General features: G+C 36.9%; 11 protein-coding genes. 3 read left to right on the top strand and 8 right to left on the bottom strand.

Annotated elements, in window-relative coordinates; all coding sequences use genetic code 11:
* Positions 1 to 453: 453 nt before the first annotated feature.
* Together FNL60_RS03755 and FNL60_RS03750 are read right to left on the bottom strand one after the other, a co-directional pair.
* Positions 454 to 984, bottom strand: a complete 531-nt coding sequence (locus FNL60_RS03755; protein ID WP_002267737.1) for a YehR family lipoprotein — start codon at positions 982 to 984, stop codon at positions 454 to 456.
* Positions 985 to 1,075: 91 nt separating this feature from the next.
* Positions 1,076 to 1,867: an alpha/beta hydrolase gene (locus FNL60_RS03750; protein ID WP_002263101.1), complete on the bottom strand. Its 792-nt coding sequence runs from the start codon at positions 1,865 to 1,867 to the stop codon at positions 1,076 to 1,078.
* Between the two features lie 79 nt (positions 1,868 to 1,946).
* Here FNL60_RS03750 and FNL60_RS03745 point away from each other — a divergent pair, with 79 nt between their 5' ends.
* On the top strand, positions 1,947 to 2,261 hold the full coding sequence (locus FNL60_RS03745; RefSeq protein ID WP_002266197.1) for a CHY zinc finger protein: 315 nt from the start codon (positions 1,947 to 1,949) through the stop codon (positions 2,259 to 2,261).
* Between the two features lie 93 nt (positions 2,262 to 2,354).
* Here FNL60_RS03745 and rnjB read toward each other — a convergent pair whose 3' ends face one another.
* The 4 genes from rnjB to trpX form a co-directional block, all read right to left on the bottom strand.
* Positions 2,355 to 4,019 (bottom strand): ribonuclease J2, encoded by a 1,665-nt coding sequence (rnjB, locus tag FNL60_RS03735; RefSeq protein ID WP_002263099.1) that lies wholly within the window; start codon positions 4,017 to 4,019, stop codon positions 2,355 to 2,357.
* 246 nt (positions 4,020 to 4,265) lie between these two features.
* Entirely contained in the window at positions 4,266 to 5,024 is a 759-nt protein-coding gene (locus FNL60_RS03730) for an ABC transporter ATP-binding protein (RefSeq protein WP_002263098.1), read from the bottom strand.
* The gene (locus tag FNL60_RS03725; protein ID WP_002263097.1) at positions 5,021 to 5,890 is read right to left on the bottom strand and encodes an ABC transporter permease; all 870 of its coding nucleotides are present in this window, start codon (positions 5,888 to 5,890) and stop codon (positions 5,021 to 5,023) included. Before FNL60_RS03725 ends, FNL60_RS03730 begins: the two co-directional genes overlap by 4 nt.
* A 110-nt stretch (positions 5,891 to 6,000) precedes the next feature.
* Positions 6,001 to 7,002: a tryptophan ABC transporter substrate-binding protein gene (gene trpX / locus FNL60_RS03720; RefSeq protein WP_002264611.1), complete on the bottom strand. Its 1,002-nt coding sequence runs from the start codon at positions 7,000 to 7,002 to the stop codon at positions 6,001 to 6,003.
* Between the two features lie 261 nt (positions 7,003 to 7,263).
* On the opposite strand from trpX, the gene FNL60_RS03715 reads away from it, so the two are divergent.
* Together FNL60_RS03715 and FNL60_RS03710 are read left to right on the top strand one after the other, a co-directional pair.
* A complete protein-coding gene (locus FNL60_RS03715; RefSeq protein ID WP_002264612.1) occupies positions 7,264 to 8,913 on the top strand; it encodes an Rqc2 family fibronectin-binding protein in 1,650 nt (549 codons plus the stop codon).
* Positions 8,914 to 9,217: 304 nt separating this feature from the next.
* Entirely contained in the window at positions 9,218 to 10,615 is a 1,398-nt protein-coding gene (locus FNL60_RS03710) for an amino acid permease (RefSeq protein WP_002279907.1), read from the top strand.
* A gap of 70 nt (positions 10,616 to 10,685) precedes the next feature.
* Here the strand turns inward: FNL60_RS03710 and budA are convergent, their stop codons facing one another.
* Both budA and alsS read right to left on the bottom strand, forming a co-directional pair.
* On the bottom strand, positions 10,686 to 11,402 hold the full coding sequence (gene budA / locus FNL60_RS03705; protein ID WP_002263093.1) for an acetolactate decarboxylase: 717 nt from the start codon (positions 11,400 to 11,402) through the stop codon (positions 10,686 to 10,688).
* A gap of 13 nt (positions 11,403 to 11,415) precedes the next feature.
* The gene (alsS, locus tag FNL60_RS03700) at positions 11,416 to 13,095 is read right to left on the bottom strand and encodes an acetolactate synthase AlsS (protein ID WP_002264615.1); all 1,680 of its coding nucleotides are present in this window, start codon (positions 13,093 to 13,095) and stop codon (positions 11,416 to 11,418) included.
* Between the last annotated feature and the right edge of the window lie 115 nt (positions 13,096 to 13,210).

Here is a 13,210-nt window from a genome sequence, read left to right as displayed (position 1 = left end):
ATTTAAGAATACGCCTAAGTATAGCAGGCAAGAGAGTAAAAAGCAAGGATTTACCGCAATTGGCAATGAATCGATATTTGTATATAATATCCACTAAAATCCCAATGGAAAGGAAAATTGAGTCAATTAGAATCGCGTATTTATGGGCAGCATTTCAACTTACCTAGTGTAACTATAGGCTTTGAATAGTGACTGAATTAAGAGTTATCTTAAAATAGCTTGCAGACTCAGAGCGAACTTCCTTTTGAAGTTTGTTTGTTGACTCTCAGAAAGTGTGCTATTAAAAAATCACCCCTAAAAGAGTTTTTGATTCAAAATCATGGTCCCTTTATTTAATAGGTAATTTAATTTACTTGTCTCAAACTTAGCAGAACGAGACGAACTGAAAATCACGTAATAAAACAGCAGGCAGAATTAAGACTCTGCCTGCTGTTTTTATTTGTCAGCTAATAATTAATTCACTTTCAATTCTTTAAAATGACCATTTTTAACTTTGCTGTAACCCTGTTTTTTGAGAAATCTTTCACTTTGCTTTAAGCTAATATAAGTTGCTCTTTTACCTGAAGGAGTATTAATGTTTACTTCTGGAAGCTTTTTCGCTAATTCATTAAGATTAGCTTTGGTATAATCTACACTTACTTTTTCTATCAAATAGACATCTTTGTAAGCAACACTTTCCTGAACACCTGTAATACCTTGATATTTCTCTGATTGAGAGCCAACCTTCTCTTTTGCTGCTTGAGCATCTGTCACCTTGAGTGCTGAATAAAGGATTTTTGATTCCGCCGTTTGTTTAAGTACCTTATCATTGCCTTTATTATGATAGTAAGTCAATCTAACATCAGCTACACCTTCTTTAAGAAGTTGGTAGGACACTGTTTCTACACGAGATGAATTAGCACTTACTGTTTTTTGATTAGTTAAGGTAAAAAATGTTACAGCTACAATAATCAGCCCTAACACAATACTTAATTTCTTTTTCACAAATCGAATCCTCACTTTCATTTTCTACTCTTATTTTAACTGCTTAAAAATAAACTGTCAAATAAAACCAGAAAAACTTACCTTAAGATTATTAGGACAACCGTTCTTCTTTTTGATAGTCAATAGGAAGCCATTCTAAAAGAAAATTCAACTGTTTTTCCCAATAGTACCACTCATGTCTGCCATGGTCGTTACGATAGTCAATATTAAGCCCTATCTTTCTTAATTTTTTCACAGCTGTTTCATTAGCCTGATAAAGAATATCTTCATAACCGCACCAAGCGTAGAACTTGGTTTTTTTATCAGACTTTTCTGCTAGTGTTGTCAGAAAATGTTCCTGTAACTGTTTTCCTTGTAAATTTCCAAAGATGCCTTCCCAATAGTTTTGAGATGCTCCTGTCGTTTCTCCTAGGTCTTGACCATCAATTCCAAGTCCAAGTGCACCTGAAAAAGAAGCTGCGTGAGAAAACTTATCTGTTGAAAGAGCAATCTTATAAGCTCCGTAACCTCCCATGGAAAGTCCCGCAATAAAAGTTTTCTCACGTTTTTTTGTCATATTTGGAAAGAAACGCTGCAGAATTTGAGGTAGTTCTTTGGCAATCATATCATAATAATCCAAGCCATAAGCTGTATTGGTATACCATGCTAAATCAGTTGATGGCATAATAACGATAAGATTTGTCTTTCTAACGAGACGTTCAATAGCTGTCCGCTTTTGCCATGAATTTTCATTGCCGCCCATACCGTGCAAAAGATAAAGAACAGGAATATCGGTATCATTTATATAATCTTCCTTAATCTCTGAAGCATCGGGATAGATAACATTAACATGGCGTTCCATCCCTAAAGTTTTGGAATTGTATTCTATCTGAAAAAAAGCCATTTTTGATCTCCTTTTTTTGTTTTCATTATAGCACAATCCCTCTTTTTTTGGTAAACTAACAAAACAAACGGAGGAACATATGGTTACGATTTACGGTGATCTTATTGACAAGGAAACAAGGTGCATTGATTATCATGGCCCAACAGACATTGTCGCCCTAAAATGTTTTGCCTGTCAAAAATACTACCCTTGTTTTTTATGTCATAATCGACACGAGACACACAATTTTCAAGCTTATCCAGAAAAATTAAAAAAAGATAAGGTTGTTTTTTGTGGATCTTGTCAAAGAGAATTAACTATTGAAGCATACAAAGAAAAAGGAACCTGCCCTTTCTGTCACCATCTTTTCAATCCCAATTGTAAAGTACATTATAATCATTATTTCAGAAATTAATAAAAAAGCTAGGATTGAACTGCATACTCTTTTAGTTGAATTTCTCTATCCAAAAAATCCAACCATTTGGAAACAGTATCAACCAAGCCTCTTTTATCTAACTTCCATAACTACTGGTAAAATAGCTGGACGACGCTTAGTTTGTTCAAAAAGAAATTTACCAATTTCATCACGAACAATAGATTTCAATTCTCCCCAATCAAACGTATCTTGTTGCAAATAATTTTCAACAGCCTTATTGACAATATCTGCACTTTCGCGTAAAATATCACGGCTTTTTCTGACATAAACAAAACCACGTGTATTGATTTTAGCTCTTGAAATGATTTTCTTTTCTTTTTTATTGACAGTTAAGGCAATGATAAAGATACCATCTTCAGAAAGCACCTTGCGGTCTCGTAAAACAATATTGCCAACATCACCAATAGCATTGCCATCAATCATGACATCTCCAGCCGGGATACCGCCTTCATGTAAGAAACCATCCTCTTTATCATAAACCATAATGTCACCATGTTTCATAATATAAATATTTTCCGGAAACATGCCTATTTCAAGAGCCAAATCAGCATGGGCAGCTAATTCACGATATTCTCCTTGTATAGGGAAGAGATATTTGGGCTTAAGCAGATTAATCATCAGTTGAAGATCACGACCATTAGCATGGCCAGATACGCGTAAGTCCTGAGTAATGAGTCTCACATCACCGCCAGCCTTATAAATCATATTCTCAACACGCGCAACAACGGCTTCTTTAGAAACAGTAGGTGTTGTTACAATATAGACCAAATCACCATCTTTAATTTCAACATAACGATGACGGCCAATAGCCATTTTTCTTAAACCATTGAGTGGCTCGCTCATCCGACCAGTTTCTAAAATAATTAGTTCATGATCTTCAAATTTATGCATATCTTTTGGTTTGACAATAAGTTTTTCATCAACCAGAGAAAGCTTTTTAAGACGGATAGCTGTTCGAACAATATTTTCAACATCATAACCTGTCAGCACAACACGGCGGCCATTGTTAGCAGCCGAATCAAAGACTTGTTGGATACGAACAAGATTAGAGGCTACTGCAGCGACGATAATACGTCCTTCCCAATTGGAAATGACTTGCTCCATTTCAATACCTACTTCAGCTTCACTGGCAATTTGAACAGTGCTATCAGCATTAGCAGAATCTGATAAAAGTGCCAGAACACCTTCACGTCCAATTTCAGCAATGCGAGCTAAGTCAGTCTGATAAAGCTTGCTGGCTGCTTGGTCAAACTTAAAATCACCTGTATAAACAATATTGCCTTCTTTAGTGCCAACTACAATTCCTAAACTTTCTGGTATAGAATGGGTAGTTTTGAAAAAAGAAATAATAGCATCGTCAAATTCAATTTCAGTTTGAGCATCAACCACATGGAAATTATGGAATTTCTTAGTTGCATCGTTGTTTTTAACGACCAACTTAGCTAGTTCAATCGTTAACTCAGAACCAAATACCGGAGCTTTGACATCACTCAACAAATAAGGCAAAGCACCAATAGCATCAGCATGTCCATGGGTTAAAAAAATTCCCTGTACACGCTTTTTATTTTCAATCAGATAATCCAGATTAGGAATAACAACATCAACACCTAACTGTTCATTTTCTGGATACTTAAGCCCAGCATCAAGAATGAAAATGGCGTCGTTGACTTCTACCACATAGAAGTTCTTACCATTTTCACGAACTCCGCCTAGGGCAATAATTTTAATGTCACTCATTATGTCTCCTTACATTAGTTTTATAGGTTTTGAATTTCAATTTTAGTGTCAGACTTATCTCATTATTAACGAATGAATCTGATGAAATATATCTCATCAGATTATCGTACCAACCAGCAGTTTGGCTATTCTTTCACTATAATAATACTTTCATACATACGGTTCTTGCTTAGCAAGTCGAATGACTGCGGGCAATAAAAAATTGCATACATTGTTAGTATACAACTTTTCGCCAGTTTTTTCAATTTATTCAAACAGTCCGTAATAGTCTGAAATGTTCATCTTTGCTTTTTCTTCGGCCGATAAATCTTGGATAATACGACCGTCTTCCATTACCAAGAGGCGATTGCCATATTTAAGAGCATCTTCCATACGATGAGTAATCATGAGGGCTGTTAGATGATCACGTTTCACGAATTCTTCTGTCAGTGTCATTAGAGCAACACTGGTTTTAGGATCCAGAGCCGCTGTATGCTCATCAAGTAACAAAAGCTCTGGACGTTTGATGGTTGCCATAAGCAAACTGAGCGCTTGTCTTTGCCCACCTGATAGCAAGCCTGTTGGGGTCTCTAGATGCTTTTCAAGGCCATTGCCAATTTTATCAATTACTGCTTGAAACTCTTCTTTATAAGCACTAATGCGGCGCGAGACAAGTCCACGTTTTTCACCACGGTATTTGGCAATTAAGAGATTTTCCGCAACTGTCATTCTTGGTGCAGTCCCCATTTTAGGATCCTGAAAGACACGCGATAGATATTTTGCTCGCTTTTCAGCAGGATAGGCGGTGACATCTTCTCCCATAATAGAAATGCTGCCGTCAGTCAAAGACAGTGTGCCAGCAAGGACATTAAAGAGAGTTGATTTCCCTGCTCCATTTCCACCAAGAATGGTCAAAAAATCACGTTCGTATATATCTAAACTGACATCATCAAGAATTGTCTTATAATCATCAAAGCCATTGTTAACTTGAACCGTAGCATTCTTTAATTCAACAATTTTAGTCATCGTGATAACTTCACTCCTTTGAAGAATTTCTTTTTCAGCTCTGGAATCATAAGACAGATAGCCAAGACTAAAGCACTGAAGAGTTTGAGATAGTTGGTCTTAAAGCCCATTGAAATAACAGCTAAAATCAAGAATTGATAAAGAACAGAACCAACGACAATAGCTAATAAACGCTCCAATAACGTTAGACTCGTCGAAAAGAGAACTTCACCAATAATAATACTAGCCAACCCAATAACAATGACACCAATTCCTTTTGAAACATCTGCATAACCATCTTGCTGGCTAATCAGAGCACCGGATAAGGCAATAATACCGTTAGATAAAATGAGCCCCATTAATTCCATCTTATCTGTATGTATGCCAAAACTCTTGGCCATATCATGATTATCACCTGTTGCAATGTAGGCTTGTCCCAGACGTGTATTAAGAAAGAAAATCATCGCGCTAACGACAAGAAAAACAAAAATAAGACCTAAACTAAGGAGATTAATCTCTCCTGAAAAGGGTAAGAGATCCTGTAATTTTTTAGCATCTAAAAGACCTAAATTTGCCCGTCCCATAATCATCAACATAACAGAATGACAAGAGGTCATAACCAGAATTCCTGATAAAAGCGTGGGAATTTTCCCTTTAGTATAAAGAAGTCCTGCTGCTAGTCCTGCCAGACAGCCTGACAAACTTGCAATAATAGTTGCTAATAAGGGATTCATTCCCTGTGTGATCAAACTCACAGCCACTGCTCCTCCTAAAGGAAAGGAACCTTCCGTCGTCATATCAGGAAAATTTAAAATGCGAAAGGTCATAAAAATACCTAAACCTAAAATGGACCAAAGAAAACCTTGAGAAATGGTTGAAAGTAACATTATCGTCCCCTTCTTTTGTAATATCTTCTATTTTAACACAAAAAAAGGAGGGGGACAAAAACCTCTTTGAGAGATTCCTCCTTATTCCACTCCTTATTAAAGTCCAATTTTCATTGATTCTTTTGCTGTTTTGCTTTTTTCAAAATATCAGATGGGATATCAATGCCTAACTCTTTCGCAACTTTTTTATTCACAACTGGGGTTCCCTTATCAAAAATATCAACAGGAAGTTGTGAAACTTTTTTACCTTCAAACACTTTAACAGCCATTTTACCAGTAGCAACACCCAATTTATACTGATCGACAACAACCGAAGCAAGTCCACCTTCTGTTACCATGGTATCAACACTTGGATAGATAGGTTTTTTAGCTGTTTTAGCCGCTGATACCACTGTTGGAAAGGCACTGGCAATTGTATTGTCCAAAGGAATCCAGACAGCATCTGTCTTATCCAGCATCACATTCATTGTAGTCGCAATCTCATTGGTTGAAGGAACAGAATATTCCAGAACCTTGTAGCCTTTTTTCTCAGCAATTTTTTTAAATTCCTCCACTTGGGATTTTGAATTATCTTCACTGCTAGAATAGAGAATACCAACTGTTTTGACATCTGGCGTTAATTTTTTGATTAAACTAACTTGATCACTGATTGGTGTCTTGTCTGAAACACCCGTTACATTTCCATTTGGTTTTTTCAAATCTTTAACCAATTTGGCACCAACGGGATCAGTCACAGCCCCCATAATAATTGGTGTCTTTTTGGTTGCACTGGCCAATCCTTGTGCTGCTGGTGTAGCAATACCAACGAGAACATCATTTTTATGATTGACTAGGGTCTGACTCATGGTTTGTACTTTGCTTTGATCACCTTCAGCATTCATAAAATCAATTTTGATTTTTTTGCCAGAATAACCTTCTTCTTTAAGACCAGCCTTAATACCACGATAAATCTCATCTAACGCATTGTGACTGACATATTGGAGCACACCAACTTTAAAAGTTCCCGATTGTGAATTCTTCCTATTTTGTTTGTCAACGGATTGGTAAACTAAAATACCAATAACAAGTACAGCTAGAGCCAATAAAACGCCCAATAAACGTTTATTTTTCATATTTCCTCCCAATAATGAATGTCAATGAGAATAGCTTAAGTATGATCAAAATCTAACCTGCTGCTAACAAAAAAAGCTTTCCCACGCTTACAAGCCAAAAAATTGTCTGTTTAACTCTCTCAAATTCACTAAGTTACTGTTTCTATTTTACTGTAATTTTCAGCTTTTTTCAATATAGCAGATAATAACTTTAAAGACTTTAGGAAATGATTTAAGTCTGCATATGGTATAATAAAAGAACTAAAAGAAAAGGGGAAAATCATGTCTTTTGATGGCTTTTTTTTACATCATTTAACAAAGGAATTACAAGAACAGATTCTTTGGGGGCGTATTCAGAAAGTAAACCAGCCTTTCGAACAAGAGCTAGTGTTGACGATTCGCAACAACAGGCAAAATTATAAACTGCTTCTTTCAGCCCACCCTGTCTTTGGCCGTGTTCAATTAACCAAGACCGATTTTCAAAATCCTCAAAGCCCTAATACTTTTACTATGATTATGCGAAAGTATCTGCAAGGAGCTCTTATCGAAAACATTGAACAAATTGAAAATGACCGTATTCTTGAAATGAGCATTTCCAATAAAAATGAAATTGGTGATCAAATCAAGGTTACTATGATTATTGAAATCATGGGGAAGCACAGTAATATTATTCTTTTAGATAAAAATGAAGGAAAAATTACTGAATCCATTAAACACATTGGCTTCACTCAAAACAGTTACCGCACTATTTTACCTGGCTCAAGATATTTAGCACCACCGAAAATACAGGCCCAAAACCCTTTTACCATTTCTGATGAAACATTATTTGAAATCCTACAAACAGAAGATTTAGCGGCTAATAATTTACAAAAACTCTTTCAGGGCTTAGGACGCGACACGGCTGCCGAATTGAGCCAAAGATTAAAAACTGACACATTCAAAAACTTTAAACTGTTTTTTGACTCGCCAACTTCTCCAACTTTGACTGAAAAATCTTTTACTGCAATTACTTTCAGCAATTCCCAAGAAACCTTTGGTAGCCTGTCAGATCTGCTTGACTATTTCTATCAAGATAAGGCTGAACGCGACAGAATTGCACAGCAAGCCAGCGATCTTATCCATCGTATTCAAAATGAATTAGAGAAAAACAAGAAAAAACTCAAAAAGCAAGAGCAAGAATTGCAAGATACAGATAAGGCTGAAGAGTTCCGCCAAAAAGGAGAACTTTTGACCACTTATCTTAATCAGGTCCCTAACAATCAGGACAGTGTTGAACTGGATAATTATTATACGGGACAAAAAGTAAGCATTCCGCTTAATAAAGCCTTGACACCTAGTCAGAATGCGCAACGCTATTTTAAAAAATATCAAAAATTAAAAGAAGCTGTGAAGCATTTAGGGAGCCTCATCAGCGAAACAAAGGCTACTATTCAATACTTAGAAAGTGTTGACAATGCCCTCAATCAGGCCAGCCTGTCTGAAATCAGCGAAATTCGTGAAGAGCTGGTTCAAACAGGTTTTGTCAAGCGCCGCCATCGTGAAAAAATTCAAAAACGCAAAAAACCTGAACCTTACTTAGCTTCTGATGGCAAAACCATCATTCTGGTTGGAAAGAATAACCTTCAAAATGACGAGCTAACTTTTAAAATGTCTAAAAAAGGGGAGCTCTGGTTCCATGTCAAAGACATTCCAGGAAGCCATGTTTTGATTAAAGATAACCTTAACCCTAGCGACGAAATTAAAACGGATGCTGCCGAATTAGCAGCTTACTTTTCAAAGGCTCGCCTTTCCAATCTTGTCCAAGTTGATATGATTGAAGCTAAAAAGCTCAACAAACCCAGCAAAGCCAAACCCGGTTTTGTCACTTATAGGGGACAAAAAACGTTGCGCGTAACGCCTAATGAAGCTAAGATAAAAGCGATGAAGATGTAATTTTTTACTTTTTCCAATTTTATTTCAGGCATTATCTATTTGGTTAAAGTTATTGCTACCAAACCTTTGAATCACATATTATCAGCTATCTTAAAGCTTTTCTAGTAAAGTTAACACTCTCTAGTCACTGTTTTCAAGAAATCTAAGTTCTCTTAAGTCCATAAATCTTGGAAAGCACTATCAAAAACGAGGAACATTATGTTCATCATCCAATGATTGGAATTTCTTATTCAGCTATGACCAATTTGTGCTTTTGATAAAATAATATTATAATAAAAAAGATATTATTAAAAAGGTTGGAATTATGTCACATCAAAATGCAAAAAATACAACACAGAATCCGAAAGAGCTTGAGAATGGCATGGTTCGTGGCTTACAAAATCGCCATGTGCAATTGATTGCCATTGCCGGAACCATCGGAACAGGGCTTTTTTTAGGAGCAGGGCGTTCCATTTCATTAACAGGACCTTCCATCATCATCGTTTATCTCTTAACAGGACTTTTCATGTTTTGGATGATGCGTGCGATGGGTGAAATGCTTTACCATGATCCTGATCAGCATACTTTTATCAATTTTATTACCAAATACATTGGTAAAGAATGGGGTTATTTCGCAGGTTGGTCCTATTGGGTGTCTGTCATTTTCTTAGGAATGGCGGAAATCACAGCTATCGCCAAATATGTTCAGTACTGGTTTCCATCTTGGCCTGCTTGGATAATTCAGATTGTTTTTCTTTTAATATTAGGATCTGTTAATTTAATTGCTGTTCGTGTTTTTGGCGAAGCAGAATTCTGGTTTGCCATGATTAAAATCATTGCCATTTTAGCATTGATTGCAACAGCTATCTTCATGTTACTGACTGGTTTTAAAACGAGTCAGGGACCAGTTAGTCTTGCCAATATTTCTAAGGGATTTGAAATGTTTCCCAATGGTTGGATGAAATTTCTCATGTCTTTCCAAATGGTCTTCTTTGCTTATCAGGCTATTGAATTTGTTGGGATTACCGTATCCGAGACACAAAATCCCAGAAAGGTTTTACCAAAAGCTATCCAAGAAATTCCAATGCGAATTGTGATTTTTTATGTCGGTGCCTTAATTGCTATTATGACCATTTTCCCATGGAGAGCATTACCATCAGATACATCACCATTTGTCATGGTCTTCAAACTGGCGGGTATCAAATGGGCGGCTGCCTTAATCAACTTTGTTGTGCTAACTTCCGCAGCGTCTGCTCTAAACTCGACACTCTATTCAACCGGTCGTCACCTTTATCAATTAGCTAATGAAGCACCTAATCAATTTATGAAACGCTTCAAAATCGGAACACTTTCAAAAACTGGTGTCCCAAGTAAAGCCATTATTTTCTCAGCTATTGTTATTGCTATTTCAGCTTTTATCAATGTACTGCCTGGAATAAAAGACGCTTTTGCTTTGATTACTGCGTCTTCTTCTGGTGTTTACATTGCTATTTATGTTTTGACCATGCTGGCTCACCTGAAATATCGTAAATCAAATGATTTTATGGCAGATGGCTATTTAATGCCTCATTACAAAATTTTAAATCCTATCACAATTATTTTTATGGTCTTTGTTTTTATAACTTTGTTTTTACAGGACTCAACCTATATCGGAGCCATTGGAGCAACTATTTGGATTGCTGCCTTTAGTTTCTACAGTAAGTTTAAATTTAAAAAACAATAGATCGCTAGTCAAGTCAAAAAGAGCTAAGGTTTATAAGTCCTTAGCTCTTTTTTAAAGTTATAATCCAGTTTTATTCTGCCTTGTCAATATCACCACGAATATCTTTGGCGTTAAATTTAGCAAAGAGATATTGCCGATCTTGAACGGGGAAACGTTGATCTAACTGATCAACAGCACCCACTTCAACCTGCCCTTCTGAAATAACATAGTCCATAACATGGCCACCAAAAGTATGATCATCAGAAATAAAGTGCAAATGATAACCAGCCACACTGACACCATGAAAAATTTCAGGCGTCCAAATACCAACAATAGTACCGGTAATATTTTCAGCTCTGTATTCTGGCTGATGTGTTGCCACTTCTGCAAATTTCTCATCAGGGGTCGAACGCGGAATCATACGTACATGCATTTTAGCAAAGGTTCCGTGAATTTTAATCGAACGAAAGAGATTCTCCCCATCATAGTAAGACTCAATACGTTCTTGCAATTCTTTATCTGTCATTTCAAAACGCTGCTTAAAAATAACCTCTGCTTCATGATGAATGACAGCTGCATAAGGCACTTTCATATCATCAGGCACTTCAACAACTTCTGGTTTATCACCAGATCCTTTAGCCTGATAAGCTTTACCATCTAGGACAATTAATTCACCATCAATGGAATCAAGTGTTCCTAAACCTAAATCTCCATATTCTAACAGCTCACCCACAGTTAAAGAACCATCATAGAGACCTGCCATAAGCGCTCCTAAGGTATTATATTGAAATAATTTGTTGGTTTCCATTTTAAACTCCTTTTTAGTAGAATTCATCAGGCAAAATAGTTTCACCCAATTTTACATTATCCTTATAGTCCATTGGAACATCAATGAGAACTGGACCATTTTCAGCTTCCTTGAGTGCTGTTTGAAGAACTTGATCAAACTTTTCTTTACTATCAGCACGGTAACCTTTAGCACCGAAACTATCAGCATACTTGACAAAATCAACAGGACCAAAATCAACACCTGCTGAACGGCCGTATTTCATTTCTTCTTGGAATTCAACCATATTATATTTACCATCATTCCAAATGATATGAACAATTGGTAAATGTAAACGAACAGCTGTTTCCAATTCTTGGCCAGAAAAGAGGAAACCACCATCACCTGAAATAGAAATAATCTTCTCATTTGGCCGTACAAGAGCTGCCGAAATTGCCCAAGGCAAAGCAACACCTAAGGTTTGCATACCATTTGAGAAAAGTAAGTGTCGTGCTTCATAGCTTTTAAAATAACGAGCCATCCAAATATAATGGCTGCCAACATCAACCGTTACTGTCATATCATCAGTCGTTTGCTTTTGAAGGACATCAATCACATCAAGCGGATGAACCAGACCGGATTTGACTGTCTTATCAAATTTGACATCTTCTACTACATTATCACGAAGGCCTTTGAGATAGTCAAGAGAACCTTTTGGAAGTGAGTAGCCACTAATAGCAGGTAGGAGTAAATCAAGTGTTTCAGCTATATCACCAATTAATTCACGTTCAGGTTGGAAATAAGTATCAATTTCAGCTGGAGCAACATCAATAACAATAATGCGAGCCGAAATTTCAGCATTCCAATTGCGCGCTTCATATTCAATAGGATCATAGCCAATAGCGATAACTAAGTCAGAACGCTTCAGCAACATATCTCCGGGCTGATTACGAAAAAGCCCCACACGACCAAAAAAAGTATCCTCTTCTAAATCTCTTGAAACAATACCAGCTCCTTGGAAAGTTTCAACGACTGGCAGCTTGACAGCTCCTAACAAACGGCGAATAGAAGCTGTAACTGCAGCCGTTGACGCACCATTTCCTAAAAGTAAGACAGGAAGAACCGCATTTTTTATGGCCTGTGCCAAATAATTAATATCATCAACTGACGCTGAACCTAGTTTAGGATCTGTCAAGGGCTTAATCGCCTTGACAGTAACAGGACTATCAGTTATATCTTGAGGAATAGATAAGAAACTAGCTCCCGGCTTTCCTGCTTTAGCCAAACGATAGGCATTAGCAATATTTTCTGAAAGTGTTGCGGGATCCTGAATTTCTGCTGAATATTTGGTAATGGGATCGAGCATAGCGACATTATTCATTGACTGGTGAGCCCGTTTGAGCAAATCAGCACGTTTAACCTGACCACCAATAGCAAGGACAGGATCTCCCTCAGCTGTCGCAGTAACAAGACCAGTCGCCAGATTGGAAACACCGGGACCGCTGGTTGTAATCACAACACCAGGCTCACCAGTAATACGGCCAATTCCTTGAGCCATAAAAGCAGCATTTTGCTCATGGCGTGCTACAATAAGTTCTGGCCCCTTATCTTCTAAGGTATCAAAGACACGATCAATTTTTGCACCAGGGATTCCAAAAACATAGTTGACATCATGATTAATGAGGCTGTCTACAATCAGGTCAGCCCCATAGCCTTCCTTATTTATTTCGGTCATAAAAAGTCCTTCTTTCACAAGTTTCATGTCAATTATACCACAGATTTTTCAAGACTTTGTGAACTTTTATTTGTGAGTTTTTTAACTAAAAAATGAGAACTCTTTCAAAATTAAA

This window comes from Streptococcus mutans (assembly GCF_006739205.1).
In the GTDB taxonomy this organism is placed as follows: Bacteria; Bacillota; Bacilli; order Lactobacillales; family Streptococcaceae; genus Streptococcus; species Streptococcus mutans.
This window is presented reverse-complemented; position numbering and strand designations above follow the sequence as displayed.

Coding starts and splice junctions, on each gene's coding strand:
- budA (WP_002263093.1), bottom strand. CDS start 11,402: ATGGAAACCAACAAATTATTTCAATATAATACCTTAGGAGCGCTTATG.
- FNL60_RS03745 (WP_002266197.1), top strand. CDS start 1,947: ATGGTTACGATTTACGGTGATCTTATTGACAAGGAAACAAGGTGCATT.
- FNL60_RS03715 (WP_002264612.1), top strand. CDS start 7,264: ATGTCTTTTGATGGCTTTTTTTTACATCATTTAACAAAGGAATTACAA.
- FNL60_RS03750 (WP_002263101.1), bottom strand. CDS start 1,867: ATGGCTTTTTTTCAGATAGAATACAATTCCAAAACTTTAGGGATGGAA.
- rnjB (WP_002263099.1), bottom strand. CDS start 4,019: ATGAGTGACATTAAAATTATTGCCCTAGGCGGAGTTCGTGAAAATGGT.
- FNL60_RS03710 (WP_002279907.1), top strand. CDS start 9,218: ATGTCACATCAAAATGCAAAAAATACAACACAGAATCCGAAAGAGCTT.
- FNL60_RS03725 (WP_002263097.1), bottom strand. CDS start 5,890: ATGTTACTTTCAACCATTTCTCAAGGTTTTCTTTGGTCCATTTTAGGT.
- FNL60_RS03730 (WP_002263098.1), bottom strand. CDS start 5,024: ATGACTAAAATTGTTGAATTAAAGAATGCTACGGTTCAAGTTAACAAT.
- alsS (WP_002264615.1), bottom strand. CDS start 13,095: ATGACCGAAATAAATAAGGAAGGCTATGGGGCTGACCTGATTGTAGAC.
- trpX (WP_002264611.1), bottom strand. CDS start 7,002: ATGAAAAATAAACGTTTATTGGGCGTTTTATTGGCTCTAGCTGTACTT.